This window comes from Serratia sp. NA_13, from assembly GCF_052691735.1.
The window spans coordinates 170,342-193,779 of the sequence record NZ_JBQZFV010000006.1; the positions used below are offsets into that span (position 1 = coordinate 170,342).

Genomic DNA, 23,438 nt, shown 5'->3' on the forward strand with positions numbered 1-23,438 from the left:
TAACGGTTCCCGGCAATGAAATTATTAAAATGAGTTTTATGCGTGACAGGTTCAAATTTACTGTTTATTAAATCCAGATTTGTTCTGATAATTTGAATTGATGGTAGAGGGAATGATTATATGGGCAGTGATAAAGTTATTAAGGTTAATATCATTAGGCTGCAATCTAAATAAACTCTGGTGCTGGTCAGCAACGGGCTGAAAGGTTAAATAACTAAATTAATTTGTGTTGCAGATATTTCTTATTTTATTAAGTTCTTAATTGGTCTTCGGCGTTTTTCTCTTTTCTCTGTAAATGGGTTTTCATATGTTCAAGTAAACGACGAACCTTTAATGGTTGGCTGTCCCTGCGCGGCATAATTGCATAGCAACTAATATCCGGTAGCCGCCACTCTGGCAGTACCTCAATCAGCTCACCTCGGTTCAATTCCTTTTCAACATTGACGAAGAAATTACGGATGATGCCTTTACCTGCCAGTGCCAATTCTTTCATCGCCATGCCGTTATTGGTAAATAAACGTCCGGTCATACGCAACCGATGCTCGTCGCCATCAGGGTGGAGCAGACGAACAAATTGTGGGTTCCCCAAAGGGGTAAAAGTGACCCATTGATGGTGGGTCAACGCCTGTGGAGTTTCTGGCACGCCGTGGTTGGCAAGATAGGCTGGCGAGGCGCATAGTACTTCGCGAAAGCGCGCCAGGCGAGTAGAGACATAGCTAGAGTCAGCCATCACGCCGCCGCGGATCGCCAGATCAATACGCTGGTTTATCAGGTCGATCTTTTCATCATGAATTTCCAGCCTCAGCGTGATGCGCGGGTGCTCGTCGAGGAAACTTTGCAATGCCGGCACCAGATAATGAGTGGCAAACTCCGTAGAGGTGGCGACGCGCAGTTCCCCGGCCAGTTCACCGCGAAGCGCGGCAATACGTTGTTGCCCGCGTTCTGCCGCATGGATCATCAACACACAATCCTCATAAAAACACAGCCCGGCCTCGGTCAGGCTCAGTGAACGGGTCGAACGCAGAAGTAATTGAATGCCCAACTCGTTTTCCAGCAGACGGATATGTTGGCTAACGGCAGAGGTCGTAATGCCCAATTCTTTGGCTGCCGTGCTGAATGCACCGCAATCGACAACTTTAGAAAAAATAGCCATGCGTTTTAGAATATTACTCATAGTTTGTTAAGTTCAACTTAACCAAGATTGTTAATTATAAGGGCTAATAATATAGCATTATCTCTTCTATATTGCCTGAAGCAGATAAATCGTAAGGTAAGTCCGACTTCCCGTTCGGCCTCTCTTTTTTGATAAGTCTTATTGCGTTTGCAAATAAGTTGCTTGCGCCACATCTGAACAGGAGTTAATTGTGGATAGTGCTCGTATTGAACAAATATCGTTAAAAATCCTTCATGAACTATTGCAATATCGGCGTCGATTTCCGGGGGCGGAGAGTTCAAACGCAGAAGAGGAACAGGAGGTTTCTCTGGTGCAATTACCGCGTATTCGGGCATTTATTGAAAATGAGCGGCGTATTGAATTTGTCCTGCCTGCTTTTCCGACAAAATCACCCAATACTAATAAGGTGATTGGTTCACTGCCCGATATGGCTGAAAGACTGTCATTGATATTTCTTAATTCCCTCTGTCAGCGTATTCAGCTTTATTACCCGCCGGGTGCTCATATCATCATCTGCTCCGATGGCCACGTTTTCGGTGATTTGATCCGTGTCAGCGACGATGCGATCAACCGTTATCAACATGAAATTGAAAACCTGCTGCACGAAGTGGGGGCGACTCATCTGAGCGTTTTCAATCTGGGTGACGTGGAAGGGCTGGCCGGATATACCAGCAACTATGATCTGCTGCGCCAGTTGCTGGTTGACGGCTATGCTGAGCCGGAGGAAACGATCAAACACCGGTTGATGCAGGACGAGCAGGGGTTGCAGCTGTATCGCGCGATCACCCGATTCCTGTATGAAGACAGCCAACTGCCGGGCTACAGCGGCTCTAATACCGCGCTGCAAAAAGACGCCAAACAGCGCGCCTGTGGTGTGATCCAGCGCAGCTGGGCCTGGGGCAATTTGCTGGCCCAGCATTTCCCGTTGGCAATACGTTTGTCGATTCACCCGCAGCCCACCGACAGCCTGAAAATGGGGATTCACATGATGCCGACCAAAGACGACTGGCTGACCCCCTGGCATGGCGTGGCCGCCAATGTAAACGGACAGTTTGTGCTGATGAAGCGCAAAGACGCGCAGCAGCTGGCGGGCGAACTGGTGGCGATCCGCGGAACACCCAGCCATTACCTGGTCGAATAGCCACAGATGGCGTAATGCATCACCTTGCGCCCAGCACTTTAACGGGCGTCTTTTAACGGCGCGGTAGCCGTGTGAGCAGCAAATTCGATTCAAGGAGAGTGACCTATGGAAAATCAAACGCTGAACTGTCGCATTGAACTCAATACCCCTTTTGGTGCAGTGCTGACCCCGCAGTATCCTGGCCAATCTATCAGCGAACTGCCGGTGGCCGCGCTTCGTTCACTGGCCCAGCAGCATCACCTGCTGGTGCTGCGCGGCTTCAACTCTGGTTTTACCGATCCGCAACTGCTGACCCGCTATGCCGACGGCTGGGGTGAGATCATGATGTGGCCGTTCGGCGCAGTGCTGGACGTGAAAGAACATCCGGATGCCAAAGATCATATTTTCGACAGCAGCTATGTGCCGTTGCACTGGGACGGCATGTACAAGCCGACCATCCCGGAATTCCAGTTGTTCCATTGTGTGGCAGCACCGTCACAGGATGAGGGGGGCCGCACCACCTTTGTCGACACCACGCGCCTGCTGGCGAATGCCAGTGAACCGCTGTTGGCGCAGTGGCGGGAAGTGTCGATCTCTTATCGCATTAAGCAAGTGGTGCATTACGGTGGTGAAGTTTGTTCGCCTCTGGTAGTGGATCATCCGAACGGCAACGGGCAGATCATGCGCTACAACGAGCCGCCGACCGAAGGCAAAAAATTTCTTAACCAGCACGCGCTGGAATATCACGGGGTACCACAGGAGCAGCAAGAGGCATTCCATCAGACCCTGCAACAGCATCTCTACGATCCTCGTCATTATTACGCCCATCAGTGGCAGCAGGGTGACGTGGTGATAGCGGATAACTTCTCGTTGTTGCACGGGCGCGAAGGCTTTACCGCACGTTCTGCTCGCCATTTACAGCGGGTGCATATTCAGAGCAACCCGGAGTGCGCCAATAAGGCGCTGAAGCCGGCTAACGCAGAGGTTTAAACCCTATGGCAAGTATTCTGATGACCGCCGTGGCCACGCCCGGCCACGTTTATCCGATGCTGAGCATTGCCCGACACCTGATTGCACAAGGGCACCAGGTACGGGTGATGACCGGTGCGCTGTTTCGTCAACGCGCAGAGGCAGTCGGCGCGCAGTTTATCGCCTTTGATGAGCGAGTAGATTTCGACTACCGCTATCTTGAGCAGCACTTTCCCGAACGGGCAGCACTGCCGCCGGGCAATGCCCAGATGGCACTGGCGCTGAAAGACTTCTTTGCTGCCCCGATCCCGTTGTTAGACCAGCAGTTGCGAAGCATGATGGCTGACGATCGCCCTGACCTGTTGATGGTGGAAAACTGCTTTTATGGGGTGCTGCCGTTGTTGCAGAGGACGGAGCGTCCGCCGGTGATCGGCATCGGGGTGACGCCATTGTCGTATTCCTCTAGGGATTCGATCTTCTATGGGCCGCGTATCCCTCCGGCGTTGTTGCCACGAGAGCTGCGGCGCGAACAGTTGGTGGACGAAGACACCCGTGCATTAATTGATGAGGTGCAAGAGAGCTTTGATATTGCCATGGCGCAGTCTGGTGGCCAGCCGCTGCAGCAGCCTTTTACCGATGCATTGATTGGCGGCTGCGATCGCTTTTTGCAACTGGCCACCCCGGCGCTGGAGTATCAGCGCGAAGATCTGCCGGGCAGCGTGCGCTTTATCGGGCCGCTGTGTAGCGCGGCGGTGGCGGTTGAAACCAGCGATGAGTGGGATGAGGCCGACCGGCGGCCGTTGGTGGTTGTTTCGCAGGGGACGCTGGCGAATGTCGATCTGCACCAGCTGATTGTTCCGACCCTGAAGGCACTGGCTGAATTGCCGGTTCGGGTTTTAGCGACCACGGGGGGGCGCCCGATTGACAGATTGTTGGCGCTGTTGCCCGCTAATGCCAAAGTGCGGGAGTCCATCTCTTTCGAACACTGGCTGCCGAAGGCGGCGTTGTTGATCACCAATGGCGGCTATGGCTCAATCAACTATGCCCTGGATCAGGGGGTACCCTTGATTGTCGCTGGAACCGGCGAGGATAAGCTCGAAGCTGCTGCAAGAGTGGTGGCAGCGGGTTGCGGCATTAGCCTGCATACCAGTACCCCGGATGAGGGGCAGTTGCGTCAGGCGGTGCAGCAAATTCTGGCGCAGCCGTCTTATCGGCAGCGTGCTGCGGTGGTGCAGGCCGATTACGCCCGTTATGATGCACTGACGGCAATTGCCGACGAGGTCGCTGCATTAACCCATTGAAGATATGTGAAATGGCCGCCGTGGGGCGGCCGCTTTCGCTACAAAGAGAATTGAATAAAAAACCGGTCAATCATGGCACGATCGTCAGCGGTCAGCGGCAGCCGGGGTGACGGCAATAGTTGGTGGCAATGATATTACGCCGTTGCAGAATCGTCTTCTCAACCTGAATAATGTATTCGCAGTGGCTTGCTCCGCCGACGGGGTTTCCGTAGTCAACTTCATGATCGATTCCTCAGAGTGATTGACCGGGTGTTAGGTCCCCCAGCCGATAACCATCCAGTTGTCATTCATTCAGGTAATACAAATTTAAAGATCTTGTATGCAAGGTTGATGAGGGCAAAAGAACCCAAGATCTGTGAGGACGATTGGAGTTACGACAAGGCGAGATTTTTTAAATAATATGAGCGAACATTTCCGGCTGTTTATGCCAATGATTCTTTTTGGCCGCGTTGAGCAAAATGACACGCATGCATTGGCGCGCATTTTCCACCTGCCTGAAACGAATAGCCTCCAGCAGCTGTTGGTGTTCTTCAACGGCCTTTTGGGCCAGGTGTACGTCTTCTTCCTGCGTTTCCTGAAAAGAGAGGGCCATTGCGGCGGACAGCGCACTGCCTAATGAATGTAAAAAGGGGTTATGGCTGGCGCCCAGTAAAGCGAGATGAAACGCCATATCGCCCTGTTCGAACAGCTCACGGCTGGCTTGTTGCTGCCCTTGTGCCATCAGCTTGCAGGCATCTTCGAGCGCGGCTAAATCATGACCGGTGGCATTAACCGCCGCCAGCGCGGCGATATTGGGTTCAAAGATCAAACGAGTGACCATTAGCTGTTCAGTCAACAACGGATCGAGGCTGTCTTCTGCCAGCCAGGCCAGAACATCGGTATCCAAAAAGCTCCACAGCTGGCGTGAGTTGACCGTACTGCGCTTCTTGGCATGGATGGAAATCAGCCCTTTTGCGGCCAGCACCTGCAAGGCATTGCGTACCGAGGTGCGTGAAACTTCGTACTGCTGTGCCAGCTCATTTTCCCCCGGCAACGACAGCCCGGGCGGCAAATCCCCCCTGATGATGCGGCGTGCCAAATCTTGCGTCAGGGTTTCCGATAGGGTCGTGGGTGCGATTTTCATCCGTGGCTCTCAGGCAATAAAGCGGCAGTTACAGCATATATTAAGCTAAGCGGCTGATTGGCGGGACCCATGTCGGTTTTAGTGAATGAAATGAGGGTTTTTCCTGCGGTTTTTAGCCATTGAAATTGCATGATTATGTACAATCGGCAACAGATATTTTTTAGATCAATTGTTAACCCATTGACAGCATTGCTGATGAAATGCGGGAGATATCATAATTTTCTAATTATGAAATGAATCCTCTGGCGGTGATAAGGTGGGGCAGTTACCCTGAACCGATAGCCTAATGGGATAGGCGTCAAATCAACAAGAGAGCAAGTATGACTGATTCATTAATCCGCATAGCGGTTGCGGGTTCCGGTGGCCGTATGGGCCGTCAATTGATCCAGGCGGTACAGCAGGCACCGGGTGTGGCGCTGGGGGCGGCGATTTCGCGACCGGGTTCAAGCCTGATCGGTACAGACGCCGGTGAACTGGCGGGTGTTGGCGCACTGGGCGTTGCCGTTAGCGACAGTCTGGAAAAGGTGGTCGACGATTTCGATATTCTGATCGATTTCACCCGCCCGGAAAGCACTCAGGCGTATCTGGCTTTTTGCGTCGAGCATAAAAAAGCCATGGTGATTGGCACTACCGGCTTTGATGACGCCGGTAAAGACGCCATTAAAGCCGCCGGGCAGCAGATAGGTATCGTCTTTGCCGCCAACTTCAGCGTCGGTGTCAATCTGGTGCTGAAGCTGTTGGAAAAAGCCGCTCAGGTGATGGGCGACTACACCGATATCGAGATCATTGAAGCACATCACCGCCATAAGGTGGATGCCCCTTCGGGCACGGCGTTGGCCATGGGCGAGGCGATTGCCGGCGCACTGGGGCGCGATCTTAAAGAATGTGCGGTGTATGCGCGTGAAGGCTATACCGGCGAACGCGATCCGAAGAGCATTGGCTTTGCCACTGTTCGTGCCGGCGATATCGTGGGTGAGCATACCGCCATGTTTGCCGATATTGGCGAGCGGGTTGAGATCACCCATAAAGCCTCCAGCCGGATGACTTTTGCCAGTGGGGCGGTGCGAGCGGCATCATGGTTGCATAATCGTGATAAAGGGCTGTTTGATATGCGAGATGTGCTCAATCTTGACCAGCTATAATTGATTTTTACACCATCGTGATGTGGTTTTTTTATCATAATGCTATGATTAATGGACAATAATTTTATTGTCCTTTTTTTTAACATATAAAACATGATTTATGTGTTTATTTTTCTTTATGATTTCTGTTTTTGTATGTTTTACTGTGTTTTTTAACCGGAATCACCCGGTGGTGATGTTTTTTTTCATGGATTTGGTCTTTGTTATTGGACTTTTTGGTCATTCATCCCCGCAACCGTTTACCAGCCAGAGTTTATCGATGTTTTTATGGCTGCCAACCCTATTAAACCTCGAGAAGTGCAAAAATAAGAGAAAAAATGGCGCTTTGGGTAGACAAGCGGAGCTCTCATCATTAGAATGCGCCCAATTTGCCAAAAATTGACCTTGAAGGCGGTTTTTGCATTGATTTAGATCGCGATATCTGAATTAATATGCAAATATTGTGATTGATTATTCCTTGGAGGGTGTTTTGATTAAGTCAGCGCTATTGGTTCTCGAAGACGGAACCCAATTCCACGGTCGGGCCATCGGGGCAGAGGGTACGGCAGTAGGAGAAGTGGTCTTCAATACGTCGATGACCGGTTATCAAGAAATCCTCACTGATCCTTCCTACTCCCGCCAGATTGTTACTCTTACTTATCCTCATATCGGCAATGTCGGCACCAATGTTGCTGACGAAGAATCCTCCGCAGTACACGCCCAAGGCCTCGTCATTCGCGACCTCCCACTGATAGCCAGCAATTACCGCAACGAAGAAGGCCTGTCTGACTACCTGAAGCGCCATAACATTGTGGCGATCGCCGATATTGATACCCGCAAGCTGACCCGTCTGCTGCGTGAGAAGGGTGCACAGAACGGCTGCATCATTGCTGCCGATACCCCGGATGCTGCCCTGGCCTTGGCTAAGGCCAAAGGTTTCCCGGGCCTGAAAGGCATGGATCTGGCGAAAGAAGTGACCACCCAGGAAGCTTACAGCTGGCAGCAAGGCAGTTGGACGCTGGAAGGCGAATTGCCGGAAGCCAAAGCGGCCTCTGAGCTGCCGTTCCACGTGGTAGCTTACGACTTCGGTGCCAAGCGCAACATCCTGCGCATGCTGGTGGATCGCGGCTGCCGTCTGACGGTAGTGCCGGCGCAGACTCCGGCAGATGAAGTGTTGAAAATGAATCCGGACGGTATTTTCCTGTCCAACGGCCCGGGTGACCCGGAGCCCTGTGATTACGCCATCACCGCCATCAAACAGTTCCTGGAAACCGACATTCCGGTGTTTGGCATTTGCCTCGGCCACCAGTTGCTGGCACTGGCCAGTGGCGCGAAAACCGTGAAGATGAAGCTTGGCCACCACGGCGGCAACCACCCTGTGAAAGATCTGGATAAAGACTGCGTCATGATCACCGCGCAGAACCATGGTTTTGCCGTGGACGAAAATAACCTGCCGGCGGAGCTGCGCATAACGCACAAATCCTTGTTTGACCACACGGTGCAGGGCATTCACCGCACCGACAAAGCGGCGTTCAGCTTCCAGGGCCACCCTGAAGCCAGCCCGGGCCCGCACGATGCCGCGCCGCTGTTCGATCACTTTATCGAACTGATCGAGACTTACCGTTCTAACGCCAAATAATCAGGAGCAGTAAAAATGCCAAAACGTACAGACATAAAAAGCATCCTGATCCTCGGCGCTGGCCCGATTGTTATCGGCCAGGCGTGTGAGTTCGACTACTCGGGTGCCCAGGCGTGTAAAGCGCTGCGCGAAGAGGGGTACCGGGTCATTCTGGTGAACTCCAACCCGGCCACCATCATGACCGACCCGGAAATGGCTGATGCGACCTACATCGAGCCGATTCACTGGGAAGTGGTGCGTAAAATCATCGAAAAAGAGCGCCCGGATGCGGTATTGCCGACTATGGGGGGCCAGACCGCGCTGAACTGTGCGCTGGAGTTGGAACGTCAGGGCGTGCTGGCCGAGTTCGGCGTGACCATGATTGGCGCCACGGCCGATGCTATCGATAAAGCCGAAGACCGCCGCCGTTTCGACGTGGCGATGAAGAAAATCGGCCTGGATACTGCGCGTTCCGGCATCGCACATAATATGGAAGAAGCGCTGGCGGTTGCCGCTGACGTTGGCTTCCCGTGCATCATCCGCCCTTCCTTTACCATGGGCGGCACCGGTGGCGGCATTGCTTACAACCGCGAAGAGTTCGAAGAGATCTGCGAGCGCGGCCTGGATCTGTCGCCAACCAAAGAGCTGCTGATCGACGAGTCGCTGATCGGCTGGAAAGAGTACGAGATGGAGGTGGTGCGCGATAAGAACGATAACTGCATCATCGTCTGCTCTATCGAAAATTTCGACGCCATGGGCATCCATACCGGTGATTCCATCACCGTAGCCCCGGCGCAAACCCTGACCGACAAAGAATATCAAATCATGCGTAACGCCTCGATGGCGGTACTGCGTGAAATCGGCGTGGAAACCGGCGGCTCCAACGTGCAGTTCTCGGTTAACCCGAAAACCGGCCGCCTGATCGTTATCGAAATGAACCCACGCGTGTCCCGTTCGTCTGCATTGGCATCGAAAGCTACCGGTTTCCCGATAGCCAAAATCGCCGCCAAACTGGCGGTGGGTTATACCCTCGACGAACTGATGAACGACATCACCGGTGGCCGCACGCCGGCGTCGTTTGAACCGTCCATCGACTACGTCGTGACCAAGATCCCTCGTTTCAACTTCGAGAAATTTGCCGGTGCCAACGACCGTCTGACGACTCAAATGAAATCCGTCGGCGAAGTGATGGCGATTGGTCGCACCCAGCAAGAGTCGCTGCAAAAAGCGCTGCGCGGTCTGGAAGTGGGTGCCACCGGTTTTGACCCTAAAGTGAATCTGGACGACCCGGAAGCGCTGACCAAAATACGCCGTGAACTGAAAGATGCCGGCTCTGACCGCATCTGGTACATCGCGGACGCGTTCCGCGCCGGCCTGTCGGTGGACGGCATCTTCAACCTGACCAACGTCGATCGCTGGTTCCTGGTGCAGATTGAAGAGCTGGTGCGCCTGGAAGAGCAGGTGGCCGAATCCGGCATCAACGGCTTGACCCAGGAATTCCTGCGTACCCTGAAGCGTAAAGGCTTCGCCGATGCGCGTCTGGCCACGTTGGCCGGCGTTGCCGAGAGCGAAATCCGCAAACTGCGCCACGGTTATGGACTACATCCGGTTTACAAGCGTGTGGATACCTGTGCGGCGGAATTCGCCACCGACACCGCTTACATGTACTCCACCTATGAAGAAGAGTGCGAGTCCAATCCGACCAACGACCGTCCGAAAATCATGGTACTGGGCGGCGGTCCGAACCGCATCGGCCAGGGCATCGAATTCGACTACTGCTGCGTGCACGCCTCGCTGGCGCTGCGTGAAGACGGTTACGAGACCATTATGGTCAACTGCAACCCGGAAACCGTCTCCACCGACTACGACACTTCCGACCGTTTGTACTTCGAGCCGGTCACGTTGGAAGACGTGTTGGAAATCGTGCGTATCGAGAAGCCGAAAGGCGTGATCGTACAGTACGGCGGTCAGACTCCGCTGAAGCTGGCGCGCGAGCTGGAAGCCGCAGGGGTGCCGATTATCGGCACCAGCCCGGACGCGATTGACCGCGCCGAAGACCGTGAACGTTTCCAACAGGCAGTACAGCGTCTTGGGCTGAAACAGCCGGCGAACGCCACCGTCGCCACCATCGAGCAGGCGGTAGAAAAGGCAGCCGGTATCGGTTACCCGCTGGTAGTTCGTCCTTCCTACGTACTGGGGGGCCGCGCGATGGAAATCGTCTATGACGATATCGACCTGCGCCGTTACTTCCAGAACGCGGTTAGCGTTTCTAACGATGCGCCAGTGCTGCTGGACCGCTTCCTGGATGACGCGGTAGAAGTCGACGTCGACGCGATTTGCGACGGCGAACGGGTGCTGATTGGCGGCATCATGGAACACATCGAACAGGCGGGCGTGCACTCCGGTGACTCAGCTTGCTCACTGCCGGCCTACACCCTGAGCAAAGAGATTCAGGACGTGATGCGTCAGCAGGTTGAGAAACTGGCGTTCGAGCTGCAGGTTCGTGGTCTGATGAACGTGCAGTTTGCGGTGAAGAACAACGAAGTCTACCTGATTGAAGTCAACCCACGTGCCGCGCGTACTGTGCCATTCGTCTCCAAGGCGACCGGCGTGCCGCTGGCCAAGGTGGCGGCACGCGTGATGGCAGGCAAAACGCTGGCCGAGCAGGGTGTAACGGAAGAAGTTATCCCGCCTTACTACTCGGTAAAAGAAGTGGTGTTGCCGTTCAACAAGTTCCCGGGCGTCGACCCGATTTTAGGGCCGGAAATGCGCTCTACCGGGGAAGTGATGGGCGTTGGCCGCACCTTCGCGGAAGCCTTCTCCAAGGCGATGCTCGGCAGCCAGTCAGGCATGAAGAAACAGGGCCGTGCACTGCTGTCGGTACGCGAAGGCGATAAAGCCAGGGTGGTGGATCTGGCAGCAAGCCTGCTGAAGCAGGGCTTTGAACTGGATGCCACCCACGGTACCGCCGTGGTACTGGGCGAAGCGGGGATTAACCCGCGCCTGGTCAACAAGGTGCATGAAGGTCGTCCGCACATTCAGGACCGTATCAAGAATGGCGAGTACACCTACATCGTTAACACCACGGCAGGTCGTCAGGCGATTGAGGACTCCAAGCTGATTCGCCGCAGTGCGCTGCAGTACAAGGTGCACTACGACACTACCCTGAACGGCGGCTTCGCCACAGCGATGGCGCTGAAGGCCGACCCGACCGAACAGGTCACTTCGGTGCAGGAGATGCACGCACGCATCGTTAAGTAATCTCTCTGTGTCGTAATATCAGGGCGCTACATTGAATGCAGCGCCCTTTTTTATCTCCTTCAGCCAATTTGTTGTCTCGCGTTAAAAATTTCTGCTATCAATCATTCAGCAAACTGTCACTCTGTGTGATTAGTATAGGCTTGATATATTGGCAAAGAACGAAGGAACGAAGGAACGACGACAACCATGATCCTGATAATTTATGCCCATCCTTATCCCCGGCATTCTCATGCCAACCACCGTCTGTTACAGGCGGTCAAGGATCTTCCCGAGGTGGAAGTCCGTTCGCTGTATGAGCTTTATCCCGATTTCAATATCGATATCAACGCCGAACAGCGTGCGCTGGAGCGTGCCGACCTGGTGGTGCTGCAGCATCCGATGCAGTGGTACGGCCAGCCACCGTTGCTGAAATTGTGGATCGACAAGGTGCTGGAGCACGGCTGGGCTTACGGCCATGAAGGTGAAGCGCTGGTGGGCAAAGATGTCTTGTGGGCGGTGACCAGCGGGGGTGACGAGCACCATTTCGAACTGGGGGATTACCCCAACTTTGCCGCTCTGGGGCAACCGCTGCAGGCCACGGCGCTGTATTGCGGAATGAACTGGCAGCCCTATTTTGCCGTGCATAACACCTTTACCTACAATGAACCGGCGCTGATTGCCGCCGGCGAGGCCTACCGGCGGCGACTGGTAGACTACCTGATGGAACACAGTGACCCGGCGGAGCAGGGAGTCGAGCATGGATAATCACCATATGATGATTGAGGGGCTGATCTATCTGGGATCGGCCGCGCTGTTCGTGCCGATAGCGGTACGGCTTGGGTTAGGGTCAGTACTGGGTTACCTGATCGCCGGCTGTATTATCGGCCCCTGGGGGTTGAAACTGGTCTCCGATGCTGAGTCGATCCTCACCTTTGCCGAGATTGGCGTGGTGCTGATGCTGTTTATCATCGGACTGGAACTGGATCCGAAACGGCTGTGGACGCTGCGCGCCTCGGTGTTTGGCGGCGGCATTATTCAGATGGCGGCATGCGGATTGGCCCTGAGCGCCTTTTGCTATTTCCTCGGATTGAACTGGAAGGTGGCGCTGCTGATTGGCCTGACGCTGGCGCTGTCCTCCACTGCAATTGCCATGCAGGCGATGGGTGAACGTAACCTTACGCCGTCACCGATCGGTCGCAGCACATTTGCCGTCCTGTTATTCCAGGATATTGCGGCGATCCCGCTGGTAGCGATGATCCCATTGATGGCCAGCAGCGGTGCCGTCACCACCTTGGCGACCTTCACCTTGTCGGCGGCAAAGGTGGTGGGTGCATTGGTCACGGTGGTGTTGCTCGGCCGCTATGTGACCCGGCCGCTGCTGCACTTTGTCGCTCGCTCCGGCATGCGTGAAGTTTTTAGTGCCGTGGCGCTGTTCCTGGTGTTCGGTTTTGGCATCCTGCTGGAAATGGCCGGGCTGTCGATGGCGATGGGCGCTTTTCTTGCCGGGGTAATGTTGGCGAGTTCCGAATACCGGCATGCGTTGGAAAGTGATATTCAGCCGTTCAAGGGACTGCTGCTTGGGCTGTTTTTTATCGGTGTTGGCATGTCGATCGACTTCGGTACCTTGTTCCACCATCCGTTGTTGATTGCCTCGCTGCTGTTGGGCTTTATGCTGATCAAGGCGGCGCTGTTGTGGTTGATTGCTCCCCGGCTCGGCGTACCAAAGCGTCAGCGCGGCATGTTTGCCATTTTGTTAGGCCAGGGCAGTGAGTTTGCCTTTGTGATCTTCGGGGCCGCGCAGCTGGCCGGGGTATTGCCGCCGGAGTGGGCAAAATCCTTGACGCTGGCGGTAGCCTTGTCGATGGCTGTGACGCCGTTGTTGCTGGTGGTGGCTGCCAGAATTGAGAAAAACGCGCCGAAAGATGAACGACCTGCGGATGAAATTGATGATGAGAATGCCAGCGTCATCATTGCCGGCTTTGGTCGCTTTGGTCAAATTGCCGGTCGCTTGCTGTTGGCTAACGGTGTCCATACCGTGGTGTTGGATCACGACCCGGATCATATTGAAACGCTGCGCAAATTCGATGCCAAGGTGTTTTATGGTGATGCCACCCGCGCCGATCTGCTTGAGGCCGCAGGCGCCCAGCATGCCAAGGTACTGATCAACGCCATCGACGATGTCGAGGCCAGTCTGCAATTGACTGAAATGGCCAAGCGGCAATTCCCGCACCTGAAGGTGGTGGCGCGAGCTCGTGATGTCGATCACTGGTATCAGTTGCGTCAATTAGGGGTGGAAAAACCGGAGCGTGAAACCTTTGAAAGTTCGTTACGGGTTGGCCGTGAAACGCTGGAATTGCTGGGGCTGGATGCCTATGAGGCGCGTGAGAAAGCCGATACCTTCCGGCGCTACAACCTGAAAATGCTCGAGGAGACGGTGGATAATTACCAGGATACCGAATTCCGTATTGCCAGTTTGCAGCGCACCAAAGAGATGCTCAGTACGGCTATAGAGCAGGATCAGAATCGGTTGGCCCGGGTTCAGCAGAGCGGTTGGCGTGGCAGTATTGACGGCAAGGCTCCAGAGGATGAAGTGGTAGAAGCCAAGGGATAAACCCAGGGGCGCAGCGAGATGCTGCGCCCCGCAAGGCAGAGTCAGCTCAGTGCGACTTTGATGCCTAGGGCAATCAACATCCCACCCAAAAATTTATCCACTATCTTCTGGGTCTTTTCCAGCCCACGACGCACCGGGCCACTTTGGATCAGGAACACCAGCGCTGGCCACCACAGGACAGACAGACCAAGGATAATCCCCGCGTACCACAGCTTTTCACCCAATCCAGAATCGATCTGCAATACCTGAGTGAATACCGCCAGGAAGAACAGCGTGGCCTTCGGATTGAGCAGATTACACAGATAGCCCTGCACAAAGGCACTTTTCAGGCTCACCTGCTGCTGCGGTAAATTGCTGACGTTCATTTTGCCGCCACCGCGTGACAACAGCGCCTGAATGCCAATCCAGACCAGATAGACCGCACCGGCGTATTTCAGCACGTTGAACAGCCATGGTGTGGTGGTGATCACCACCGCCAGCCCGGCAACGCAATAGGACATATGGGTCGCGACGCCGCAGATCACGCCGAAAGCGGTCATCATGGCAGCCAACCGCGGATAGCGGGCGGCATTCTTGATTACCATGAAAAAATCCGGGCCGGGCGACAGCATCCCCAGGGTGGCGATACCGGCAACGAACAGCGAAGTTTCAAGCATGATTTGACTCTCTGCACAAAAGGCCTAATTGCGCTGATAATAACGCCGCTTCTCCTGATGCGCATCAACCAAATGAGGTAATGTTTGGCAATAAGATGAACTTTATTTTGATGAGTCAGAGGCCCCCATGCAGCAGTCGACCACCACCGACCTGCCGCCGCCGCAGCGGCAACAACAACAACAGCAACAGCGTGAAATCACCCGCCTGTGTATTCAATGCGCCTTGCTGTTGTTACAGCATGGGGCGGAAAGCATGGTGGTGGAACAGTTGTCGACCCGGCTGGGGTTGGCGCTGGGCATGGACAGCGTGGAAAGTTCGATATCGGCCAACGCGGTGGTGTTGACCACCCTCAGTCACGGTGAATGCCTGACCACGACGCGCAAGAACGTCGACCGCGGCATCAATATGCAGATGGTGACCGAGGTGCAGCATATCGTTATTTTGGCGGAACACCGGCTGGCGGACGCACACGACGTGGCCCGTCGCCTGCAGAAAATCCGTCCGTTACGCTATCCGCGCTGGCTGGTGGTGTTGATGGTGGCACTGTCTTGCGGTTGCTTCAGCATGCTCAACGGTGGCGATCAAAAAGCCTTTGCCGTGACCTTTATCGCCAGCGGCCTGGCCATGTCGGTGCGCCAAATGCTGACCGCCCGTCACATGAATCCGCTGATCAATTTTTGCCTGACGGCGTTTGTCGCGACCTCGGTTTCCGGTCTGTTGCTACGGCTGCCGGTGTTCAGCCAAACCTCTACGGTGGCGATGGCTGCCAGCGTGTTGCTGCTGGTGCCGGGGTTCCCGCTGATTAACGCGGTTGCGGACATGTTCAAAGGCCACATCAATACCGGACTGGCGCGTTGGGCGATGGCCAGCCTGTTGACGTTGGCGACCTGCATTGGCGTGGTGATGGCAATGTCGCTGTGGGATCTGCGGGGGTGGTCATGAATCTGCTTTGGGTTTTGCTGCAGGACATGCTGCTGGCGGCGGTACCGGCACTGGGTTTTGCCATGGTATTCAACGTCCCGGTGCGCGCGCTGCGCTATTGTGCGCTGCTTGGCGCAGTAGGTCACGGTTCACGCATGCTGCTGATGCACGCAGGAATGAACATCGAATGGGCCACGTTTTTGGCGGCGATTTTAATCGGCATGATCGGCATTTACTGGTCACGCTGGCTGCTGGCACACCCGAAGGTGTTTACCGTGGCGGCGGTGATCCCGATGTTCCCGGGGATCTCGGCCTATACCGCGATGATCTCGGTGGTGGAAATTTCGCATCTGGGTTATAGCGAGGCGCTGATGGCCACCCTGATGAGCAACTTCCTCAAGGCCTGTTTTATCGTCGGCGCATTATCGATCGGGCTGTCGTTACCTGGGCTGTGGCTGTACCGAAAACGCCCTGGCGTTTAAGCGTGACCCGTCGATTGAATTGAACATTAGATATACTGATAAGAGCTATCTTATATATTCATATTGCTTGATTAGCCTATCGACGGCAGTTAGGGCTTTACGTATAGTGTCAGCAATTTTGCTGCCTACACAGGGTTTAACAATGATTATCAGCCTGATCGCTGCCTTGGCGGCGGATCGCGTTATTGGCATGGAAAACGCTATGCCGTGGCACCTGCCGGCGGACCTAGCGTGGTTTAAACGTAACTCGCTGAATAAACCGGTGATTATGGGCCGTAAAACTTTCGAGTCGATTGGTCGTCCATTGCCGGGCCGCCATAACATCGTTTTAAGCAGCCGCGCCGGCACCGATGCCGGGGTGACCTGGGTAATGTCTATCGACGAAGCGCTGGCCGCTGCCGGGGATGTGGAAGAAGTGATGGTGATCGGCGGTGGGCGTATCTACAGCCAATTCCTGGCGCGCGCTAATCGCATGTATCTGACGCATATCGATGCCGAAGTCGGTGGCGACGCCCATTTCCCTGACTATGAGCCGGATGAATGGGAAACTTCGTTTAGCGAATTCCACGATGCTGACGAAGTGAATTCTCACAGCTATTGCTTCGAGATTTTAGAGCACCGCTGATTACCGGGTGTTAGTTGTATCTTACTGAGGGCGCAAGAGATTGCGCCCTTTGTCGTTTCTGCGGCAAACCTCCGCTGACTTCTTCTTGTAACATTTTTGTCACACTTCCTGATTAGTATGAAGCCCAACTCTGAGCGCCTGGCAACTCTGGTGAATCTTGACTGCGGCGCCATTTAAAAAAGGAAGCAAAGCAATGACGAGCAAAATTGAGCAATTAGATGCCGACCGCCTGACCGATCCCACCCGTCGTAAACTGCTGCTGGGCAGTGCCGGAGCCGTAGGCCTGGCCGGTTTCCTCGGCGGCGGCATCTGGACGGTTTCCGCCGAAGCACTGGCCGAGGATTTACCGCCGAACAAGCTGCTGGGTTTCAAAGGCATTGCGGCCTCAACGGCCGATGAGGTGGTGATTGCACCGGGTTACCGTGCCGAGGTGCTGATCTCCTGGGGCGAGCCGCTGGTGGAGGGCGCAGCCGCTTTTGACCCGCAGGGTAACAACAGTGCCGCCGACCAGGAAAAGCAGTTCGGCGACAACAACGATGGCATGAGCTTCTTCCCGATTGATGATAATCACGGCGTGATGGCCATCAACAATGAATATGTTAACGAGCAGTATCTGTTTGCCCATGGCGGCAGCAAAGCCACCAGTCTGGAAGATGTGCGTAAATCTCAGGCTGCGCACGGTGTTTCTATCGTGGCAGTAAAGCGCGCCGGTGACAGCCAGCGATGGGAAGTAGAGCGCCCGTCGCGCTATAACCGCCGTATTACGGCCAACACCGAGATGCAGTTCAGTGGCCCAGCCGCCGGTCATGCCTTGCTGCAAACGGCAGCTGACCCGACCGGGCGCAAGGTACTGGGCACCTTCGGCAACTGTGCCAACGGTAAAACGCCCTGGGGCACTTACCTGACCTGTGAAGAGAACTTCGATACCTATTTTGGCACCCATCAGGCCGACTATAAGACCACGGCGGAGCAAAAGCGCTATACGCTAAAAGTTAGTGAACCGGAGCGCAACTGGCCGGATTACGACGAGCGTTTTGACGTGGCGAAGAACCCGAATGAATTTAACCGCCACGGTTGGATTGTCGAAATTGACCCAATGAATCCGACTTCGACGCCAATCAAACACACGGCGCTGGGCCGTTTCAAACACGAAAATGCCGCGGTAAGCGTTGCCAAGGATGGCCGCCTGGTGGTTTACATGGGCGACGATGAGCGCGGTGAGCACATTTATAAATACGTTTCCAAAGGCGTGGTCGATGTGGCTAACCCGGCCAATAACCGTAGTCTGCTGGACGAAGGCACGCTGTATGTGGCGCAGTTTGATGGTGATGCTGCCGGCACGCCGTTGAAAGGTACCGGGCGCTGGATTGCCCTGGAGTTCGGCAAAAATGGCCTGACGCCGGAAAACGGTTTCCGTGATGAGGCCGAAGTGCTGATCTTCGCCCGCAAGGCTGCGGCGCAGGTGGGGGCCACCAAAATGGACCGTCCGGAATGGATTGCAGTCAACCCGCATGATGGTCGTGCCTACTGCACACTGACCAACAACAGCAAGCGCGGTGAAGAAGGTATGCCATTGAACGCGGCTAACCCACGTCCGAACAATGTCTATGGTCAGATTATCCGTTGGGATGAGGGTGGCGATGCTACGGCGGCGTCATTCACCTGGGATATTTATGCGCTGTGCGGCAACCCGATTGCGCACCCGGAAGGGGTGAACCGCGGTACGCCAAATATCACGGCAGACAATACCTTTAACAGTCCGGACGGGTTGGGTTTTGATAAGGCCGGTCGCCTGTGGATCCTCACTGACGGTAAATACAGTAACAAGGGCGACTATGCCGGGCAGGGGAACAACCAGATGCTGGTGGGCGATCCCCTCAGTGGCGAGATCCGCCGCTTTATGGTTGGGCCAAAGTCGTGCGAGCTGACCGGGATTACCTTCACGCCGGATTATAAGACGATGTTCGTCAACGTTCAGCATCCGGGGGAGGAAGGAGATTCGCATTTCCCGAATAATAGTCCTCGTCCGCGTTCGTCAGTATTGATGATTACGCGTGAAGACGGTGGGGTGATCGGGGCTTAACCAGAAAACAGCGGGGCGGCATTGACCGCCCCGGCTTGATTATAACGCAGCCTGCTGGTGCACGCCGTCCAGCAGATTTCGGCGATTGGCCGGTTGGGTAAAGTACTGTCGGTCTTCCCAGCGTAGCATGGTCAGGTCGCCCCCCCAGCAACAACCGGTATCGAGGCCAATAACACCTGCCGGTGTGCCTCTGCCTTCCAGTGATGCCCAGTGACCAAAGATAATGGTGTAATCGGCATCGACCAATCGTGGCAATTCAAACCAGGGTTTGAGCGGCGCAGGTGCGGTGCCTGGCGCATCTTTGCAGATCATGTCGAGCTGGCCATTCGGGAAGCAGTAACGCATGCGCGTCAGGGCATTGGTGCTGAAACGCAAGCGCGCCAGCCCACTCAGTTCCGGGCTCCAGTTGTTCGGCATATCGCCGTACATGGCATCGAGGAACAGTGGGTAGCTGTCGCTGCTCAGTACCGCTTCCACTTCGCGCGCGCACATTTTCGCGGTGTCGATGTCCCACTGCGGGGTGATGCCGGCGTGGGCCATCACCAGTTTTTGCTCATCATCCACCTGCAGCACCGGTTGGCGGCGCAGCCAGTTGATCAACTCGTCGGCGTCCGGCGCTTCCAGCAGCGGCGTGATGCGATCTTTGGGTTTGTTGCGGCTGATGCCGGCGTAAACTGCCAGCAGGTGCAGGTCGTGGTTGCCCAACACCATGCGTACCGCAGGGCCGAGTGAACGCACGTATCGCAAGACATCCAGTGAACCGGGGCCGCGGGCGACCAAATCGCCGGTCAGCCACAGCTGGTCATTCTGGGGATCGAAAGCCACCTGGGCCAACAGCGATTTCAGTTCATCAAAACAGCCATGAACATCACCGATAAGATATGTCGACATAATTAGTGAATCAGCGTTGGGATAGCTAAGCGGAACACCGGAATAGCGGTCTGGAACGGCTGGCCCTGATGATCAACCATTTCGTAATGGCCTTCCATGGTACCCAACGGCGTTTCAAGGATCGCGCCGCTGGTGTATTGGAATTCTCCGCCGGGCGGGATGAGCGGCTGTTCGCCAACGACGCCTTCGCCCTGAACTTCGGTCTGGCGGCCATTGCTGTTGGTGATCAGCCAGTAGCGGCCCAGCAGTTGCACATTGAAACGCCCCAAGTTGCGGATGGTGATGGTATAAGCGAAGACGTAACGTTCTTCCTCAGGTATCGACTGTGATTCCACATAGACACTTTGTACCTGAATACATACGCGGGGCGAATCAATCATGACCACTACTCCTTATTGCTGCGGCGCGGGATTGGCTGAAAGCCAGTTGGCCAGCTTACAGTATTGCGCCACAGAAATATTCTCTGCTCTCAGTATCGGATCGATACCCAACTCCGTCAGTTGCTCTGGGGTGAACAGGTCGCCCAGGCTGTTACGGACGGTTTTCCGGCGTTGGTTGAACGCCTGAGTGGTAATACGGCTCAGCATGCGCACGTCGCCAACCGGGTTCGGGTTCACCCGATGTGGCACCAGACGCACCACGGCGGAATCCACTTTCGGTGCCGGGGTGAAGGAGGTCGGTGGCACTTCCAGCACCGGAATAACGTTGCAGTAGTACTGTGCCATTACGGTCAAACGCCCGTAGGCCTTGCTGTTCGGGCCGGCAACCAGGCGGTTAACCACTTCTTTCTGCAACATAAAGTGCATGTCGCGAATGGCCTGAGTATAGCTGAAAAGGTGGAACATCAGCGGCGTCGAAATGTTATACGGCAGGTTACCAAACACACGCAGCGGCTGGCCAGCCTGTTCGGCCATTTCGGCAAAGTTCACCGTCATGGCATCTTGCTGGTGAATGGTCAGTTTGTCTTTCAGCTGTGGGTGATTTTCCAGGCGGGCCGCCAGGTCGCGGTCCAGCTCAATCACCGTCATGCGATCCATACGTGCGCCGACCGGCTCGGTCAGTGCGCCCAGGCCGGGGCCGATTTCAACCACCGCCTCACCCGGCATCGGGTGAATGGCGGAGACAATGCTGTCGATGACAAACTGATCGGTTAAAAAGTTCTGTCCAAAGCGTTTGCGGGCAAAGTGCCCTTGGTGGACTTTATTATTCATTACAATTAATTATCATTTTAATGGCGAGATTCAAGGCCGTTTTAAAACTGCCTGCATCGGCGGTGCCGGTGCCGGCCAGTTCCAAAGCGGTACCGTGGTCGACCGAGGTACGGATAAAAGGCAAACCGAGGGTAATATTTACCGCCCGGCCGAACCCTTGGTATTTTAGCACCGGCAGACCTTGATCGTGATACATCGCCAGCACCGCATCGGCATGTTGCAGATACTTGGGCTGGAACAGGGTGTCTGCCGGCAGTGGGCCGATAAGAGTGATACCTTCAGCACGCAGCGCGTCGAGCGCCGGGATGATGGTGTCAATCTCTTCACGCCCCATATGGCCGCCTTCCCCGGCATGCGGGTTCAAGCCGCAGACATAGATCTGCGGTTGGGCGAGGCCAAATTTGGTTTTCAGGTCGTGGTCGAGAATGCGGATGACTTCATGCAGGCTTTGCCGGGTGATAGCGCCAGGCACCGCCAGTAAAGGCAGGTGGGTGGTCGCCAGCGCCACGCGCAGCTCTTCGGTCGCCAACATCATCACCACGCGATCGCAACCGCTGCGATCGGCAAAGAATTCGGTATGGCCAATGAACGGCACGCCGGCGTCGTTGATTACGCCCTTGTTCACCGGGCCAGTTATCAACGCGGCGAATTCACCGTTCAGACAACCGTCGCAGGCACGCGCCAAAGTTTCTACCACATAGGCGCTGTTGCCTACGTTCAACTCACCAGCGACTACCGGATAAGCGGTAGTGACCGGTAATACCGTCAAGGTACCCGCACGCTGCGGCTGAGCAGGTTGTTGTGGCTGATAGGTGCGCAGTTGCAGCGGCAGGTCTAACTGCCGGGCGCGTTCAAGCAACAAGGCCGGATCCGCGCACACCACCAGTTCAACAGGCCAATCCTGTTGCGCCAGCGCTGTCACCAAATCCGGCCCAACCCCGGCAGGCTCGCCGGGGGTGATCACGATGCGATTATTGTTGTGCATTACCGTCAAGGATCTTCACGTAAGCCTGAGCACGTTGTTCCTGCATCCAGGTCTGCGCTTCTTCAGCAAACTTGCGATTAAACAGCATGCGGTAAGCGCGATCTTTCTGCGCCGCATCGGTTTTGTCTACCTGACGCGTATCCAGCAACTGAATCAGGTGCCAGCCGAAGGAAGAGTGAACCGGTTGGCTGACTTCGCCTTTGCTCAGTTTCATCAACGCGTCGCGGAAGGCCGGATCATAGATATCTGGAGAAGCCCAGCCCAGATCGCCGCCCTGCAATGCAGAACCCGGATCCTGAGAAAGCTGTTTGGCTTCGTCAGCAAACTTGGCGCGGCCGTTCTTGATGGCTTCGGCCACCTCTTGCAACTTGGCACGTGCCTGATCGTCGGTCAGCACCACAGAAGGTTTCAGCAGAATGTGACGAGCGTGAACTTCGGTAACTGATACCGACTGGCTGGCACCACGGATATCATTCACTTTCAGGATGTGGAAGCCGACGCCGGAGCGGATTGGCCCAACCACGTTGCCTTTTTTGGCGTTAACCAGTCTTTCGGCGAACAGGGTCGGGATTTCCTGCAGCTTGCCCCAGCCCATGTTGCCGCCTTTCAGCGCCTGGGAATCGGCAGAGTAGGAGATTGCCAGTTTGCCGAAGTCGGCACCGCCGTTGATTTCGCCCATCAATTTTCTAGCCAGGGCTTCCGCGTCGTCTACCTGCGCCTGCGACGGGTTTTCCGCCAGCGGGATCAGGATGTGACTGATGTTCATTTCGGTATCGCTACCGTTCTGAGCGCCAACCTGAGCGGCCAGTGAGTCCACTTCCTGAGGCAGGATAGTGACGCGGCGGCGCACTTCATTGTTACGCACCTCAGAAATCAGCATTTCCTTGCGGATCTGCGAACGGTAGGTGTTGTAGTTCAGGCCTTCATACGCCAGACGGCTGCGCATCTGATCGAGGCTCATTTTGTTCTGTGCGGCGATGTTGCCGATGGCTTTGTCCAGATCGGCGTCAGAAACGTTGATCCCCATTTTCTTGGCCATCTGCAGCTGGATGTTATCCATAATCAGACGCTCAAGGATCTGGTGACGAAGCGTTTTGTCATCCGGCAATTGCTGGCCGGCCTGCTGTGCATTGAGTTTCACCGACTGCAACAGGGTGCTTACGTCGCTCTCAAGGACCACGCCGTTATCCACGACGGCGGCGACTTTATCCACTTCTTGGGGTGCTGCGAACGCGGTATTGGCACAAACCACCAATCCGAGAATAAGCGTTCTCCAGTTCTTCATACATTTCCCATTATGTAATCC

General features: G+C 55.2%; 20 protein-coding genes. 12 read left to right on the forward strand and 8 right to left on the reverse strand.

Features of this window, described 5'->3' with window-relative positions:
• Window positions 1-250 precede the first annotated feature (250 nt).
• A complete protein-coding gene (locus ACUTSU_RS11730; RefSeq protein WP_445651335.1) occupies window positions 251-1,174 on the reverse strand; it encodes a LysR family transcriptional regulator in 924 nt (307 codons plus the stop codon).
• Between the two features lie 190 nt (window positions 1,175-1,364).
• On the opposite strand from ACUTSU_RS11730, the gene pvcA reads away from it, so the two are divergent.
• The 3 genes from pvcA to ACUTSU_RS11745 all read left to right on the forward strand — a co-directional run bounded on the left by pvcA (window position 1,365) and on the right by ACUTSU_RS11745 (window position 4,564).
• Window positions 1,365-2,315 carry an L-tyrosine isonitrile synthase gene (pvcA, locus tag ACUTSU_RS11735; RefSeq protein WP_445654200.1) on the forward strand — a complete coding sequence of 317 codons (951 nt, stop codon included), beginning with the start codon at window positions 1,365-1,367 and terminating at the stop codon, window positions 2,313-2,315.
• A 105-nt stretch (window positions 2,316-2,420) separates the two neighbouring features.
• Entirely contained in the window at window positions 2,421-3,284 is an 864-nt protein-coding gene (locus tag ACUTSU_RS11740; RefSeq protein WP_445651337.1) for a TauD/TfdA dioxygenase family protein, read from the forward strand.
• Between the two features lie 20 nt (window positions 3,285-3,304).
• Entirely contained in the window at window positions 3,305-4,564 is a 1,260-nt protein-coding gene (locus ACUTSU_RS11745) for a glycosyltransferase (RefSeq protein ID WP_445654208.1), read from the forward strand.
• 391 nt (window positions 4,565-4,955) lie between these two features.
• Here the strand turns inward: ACUTSU_RS11745 and ACUTSU_RS11750 are convergent, their stop codons facing one another.
• Window positions 4,956-5,687, reverse strand: a complete 732-nt coding sequence (locus ACUTSU_RS11750) for a FadR/GntR family transcriptional regulator (RefSeq protein WP_445651339.1) — start codon at window positions 5,685-5,687, stop codon at window positions 4,956-4,958.
• A 320-nt stretch (window positions 5,688-6,007) separates the two neighbouring features.
• Here ACUTSU_RS11750 and dapB point away from each other — a divergent pair, with 320 nt between their 5' ends.
• From dapB to kefC, 5 genes are all read left to right on the forward strand, one after another.
• A complete protein-coding gene (gene dapB / locus ACUTSU_RS11755) occupies window positions 6,008-6,829 on the forward strand; it encodes a 4-hydroxy-tetrahydrodipicolinate reductase (RefSeq protein ID WP_445651340.1) in 822 nt (273 codons plus the stop codon).
• A 469-nt stretch (window positions 6,830-7,298) separates the two neighbouring features.
• A complete protein-coding gene (gene carA, locus ACUTSU_RS11760) occupies window positions 7,299-8,447 on the forward strand; it encodes a glutamine-hydrolyzing carbamoyl-phosphate synthase small subunit (protein WP_445651341.1) in 1,149 nt (382 codons plus the stop codon).
• Between the two features lie 15 nt (window positions 8,448-8,462).
• Complete coding sequence (gene carB / locus ACUTSU_RS11765) at window positions 8,463-11,687, forward strand: carbamoyl-phosphate synthase large subunit (RefSeq protein ID WP_445651342.1); 3,225 nt, start codon at window positions 8,463-8,465, stop codon at window positions 11,685-11,687.
• A gap of 186 nt (window positions 11,688-11,873) precedes the next feature.
• The gene (kefF, locus tag ACUTSU_RS11770; RefSeq protein ID WP_445651343.1) at window positions 11,874-12,431 is read left to right on the forward strand and encodes a glutathione-regulated potassium-efflux system oxidoreductase KefF; all 558 of its coding nucleotides are present in this window, start codon (window positions 11,874-11,876) and stop codon (window positions 12,429-12,431) included.
• A complete protein-coding gene (gene kefC, locus ACUTSU_RS11775; RefSeq protein WP_445651344.1) occupies window positions 12,424-14,277 on the forward strand; it encodes a glutathione-regulated potassium-efflux system protein KefC in 1,854 nt (617 codons plus the stop codon). The genes kefF and kefC overlap by 8 nt, the downstream gene beginning before the upstream one ends.
• A 41-nt stretch (window positions 14,278-14,318) precedes the next feature.
• Here kefC and ACUTSU_RS11780 read toward each other — a convergent pair whose 3' ends face one another.
• Window positions 14,319-14,933, reverse strand: a complete 615-nt coding sequence (locus ACUTSU_RS11780; protein ID WP_445651345.1) for a LysE family translocator — start codon at window positions 14,931-14,933, stop codon at window positions 14,319-14,321.
• Between the two features lie 127 nt (window positions 14,934-15,060).
• Here ACUTSU_RS11780 and ACUTSU_RS11785 point away from each other — a divergent pair, with 127 nt between their 5' ends.
• The 4 genes from ACUTSU_RS11785 to ACUTSU_RS11800 all read left to right on the forward strand — a co-directional run bounded on the left by ACUTSU_RS11785 (window position 15,061) and on the right by ACUTSU_RS11800 (window position 19,045).
• Complete coding sequence (locus ACUTSU_RS11785) at window positions 15,061-15,876, forward strand: threonine/serine exporter family protein (protein WP_445651346.1); 816 nt, start codon at window positions 15,061-15,063, stop codon at window positions 15,874-15,876.
• Window positions 15,873-16,337 (forward strand): threonine/serine exporter, encoded by a 465-nt coding sequence (locus tag ACUTSU_RS11790; RefSeq protein WP_445651347.1) that lies wholly within the window; start codon window positions 15,873-15,875, stop codon window positions 16,335-16,337. Before ACUTSU_RS11785 ends, ACUTSU_RS11790 begins: the two co-directional genes overlap by 4 nt.
• Window positions 16,338-16,479: 142 nt before the next feature.
• Window positions 16,480-16,962 (forward strand): type 3 dihydrofolate reductase, encoded by a 483-nt coding sequence (gene folA, locus ACUTSU_RS11795; RefSeq protein WP_445651348.1) that lies wholly within the window; start codon window positions 16,480-16,482, stop codon window positions 16,960-16,962.
• 193 nt (window positions 16,963-17,155) lie between these two features.
• Window positions 17,156-19,045 (forward strand): PhoX family protein, encoded by a 1,890-nt coding sequence (locus ACUTSU_RS11800; RefSeq protein ID WP_445651349.1) that lies wholly within the window; start codon window positions 17,156-17,158, stop codon window positions 19,043-19,045.
• Window positions 19,046-19,084: 39 nt separating this feature from the next.
• On the opposite strand, the gene apaH is transcribed toward ACUTSU_RS11800, so the two are convergent.
• From apaH to surA, 5 genes are read right to left on the reverse strand one after another with little or no spacing between them, the layout of a single operon-like run.
• Window positions 19,085-19,936, reverse strand: coding sequence for a bis(5'-nucleosyl)-tetraphosphatase (symmetrical) ApaH (apaH, locus tag ACUTSU_RS11805; RefSeq protein WP_445654201.1), 852 nt, complete (start codon window positions 19,934-19,936; stop codon window positions 19,085-19,087).
• A gap of 2 nt (window positions 19,937-19,938) precedes the next feature.
• A complete protein-coding gene (apaG, locus tag ACUTSU_RS11810; RefSeq protein ID WP_012005174.1) occupies window positions 19,939-20,316 on the reverse strand; it encodes a Co2+/Mg2+ efflux protein ApaG in 378 nt (125 codons plus the stop codon).
• 12 nt (window positions 20,317-20,328) lie between these two features.
• Entirely contained in the window at window positions 20,329-21,147 is an 819-nt protein-coding gene (gene rsmA / locus ACUTSU_RS11815; RefSeq protein ID WP_445651351.1) for a 16S rRNA (adenine(1518)-N(6)/adenine(1519)-N(6))-dimethyltransferase RsmA, read from the reverse strand.
• Window positions 21,140-22,132: a 4-hydroxythreonine-4-phosphate dehydrogenase PdxA gene (gene pdxA, locus ACUTSU_RS11820; protein ID WP_445654202.1), complete on the reverse strand. Its 993-nt coding sequence runs from the start codon at window positions 22,130-22,132 to the stop codon at window positions 21,140-21,142. Before pdxA ends, rsmA begins: the two co-directional genes overlap by 8 nt.
• Window positions 22,119-23,417, reverse strand: a complete 1,299-nt coding sequence (gene surA, locus ACUTSU_RS11825) for a peptidylprolyl isomerase SurA (protein WP_445654203.1) — start codon at window positions 23,415-23,417, stop codon at window positions 22,119-22,121. Before surA ends, pdxA begins: the two co-directional genes overlap by 14 nt.
• Window positions 23,418-23,438 lie beyond the last annotated feature (21 nt).

Bases quoted from the DNA above. Each gene is read 5' to 3' on its own strand.
- kefC (WP_445651344.1), top strand. From the start codon at position 12,424: ATGGATAATCACCATATGATGATTGAGGGGCTGATCTATCTGGGATCG.
- carB (WP_445651342.1), top strand. From the start codon at position 8,463: ATGCCAAAACGTACAGACATAAAAAGCATCCTGATCCTCGGCGCTGGC.
- ACUTSU_RS11790 (WP_445651347.1), top strand. From the start codon at position 15,873: ATGAATCTGCTTTGGGTTTTGCTGCAGGACATGCTGCTGGCGGCGGTA.
- ACUTSU_RS11745 (WP_445654208.1), top strand. From the start codon at position 3,305: ATGACCGCCGTGGCCACGCCCGGCCACGTTTATCCGATGCTGAGCATT.
- ACUTSU_RS11750 (WP_445651339.1), bottom strand. From the start codon at position 5,687: ATGAAAATCGCACCCACGACCCTATCGGAAACCCTGACGCAAGATTTG.
- surA (WP_445654203.1), bottom strand. From the start codon at position 23,417: ATGAAGAACTGGAGAACGCTTATTCTCGGATTGGTGGTTTGTGCCAAT.
- ACUTSU_RS11780 (WP_445651345.1), bottom strand. From the start codon at position 14,933: ATGCTTGAAACTTCGCTGTTCGTTGCCGGTATCGCCACCCTGGGGATG.
- apaH (WP_445654201.1), bottom strand. From the start codon at position 19,936: ATGTCGACATATCTTATCGGTGATGTTCATGGCTGTTTTGATGAACTG.
- folA (WP_445651348.1), top strand. From the start codon at position 16,480: ATGATTATCAGCCTGATCGCTGCCTTGGCGGCGGATCGCGTTATTGGC.
- ACUTSU_RS11800 (WP_445651349.1), top strand. From the start codon at position 17,156: ATGACGAGCAAAATTGAGCAATTAGATGCCGACCGCCTGACCGATCCC.
- rsmA (WP_445651351.1), bottom strand. From the start codon at position 21,147: ATGAATAATAAAGTCCACCAAGGGCACTTTGCCCGCAAACGCTTTGGA.
- dapB (WP_445651340.1), top strand. From the start codon at position 6,008: ATGACTGATTCATTAATCCGCATAGCGGTTGCGGGTTCCGGTGGCCGT.
- ACUTSU_RS11730 (WP_445651335.1), bottom strand. From the start codon at position 1,174: ATGAGTAATATTCTAAAACGCATGGCTATTTTTTCTAAAGTTGTCGAT.
- apaG (WP_012005174.1), bottom strand. From the start codon at position 20,316: ATGATTGATTCGCCCCGCGTATGTATTCAGGTACAAAGTGTCTATGTG.
- pdxA (WP_445654202.1), bottom strand. From the start codon at position 22,132: ATGCACAACAATAATCGCATCGTGATCACCCCCGGCGAGCCTGCCGGG.
- kefF (WP_445651343.1), top strand. From the start codon at position 11,874: ATGATCCTGATAATTTATGCCCATCCTTATCCCCGGCATTCTCATGCC.
- ACUTSU_RS11740 (WP_445651337.1), top strand. From the start codon at position 2,421: ATGGAAAATCAAACGCTGAACTGTCGCATTGAACTCAATACCCCTTTT.
- ACUTSU_RS11785 (WP_445651346.1), top strand. From the start codon at position 15,061: ATGCAGCAGTCGACCACCACCGACCTGCCGCCGCCGCAGCGGCAACAA.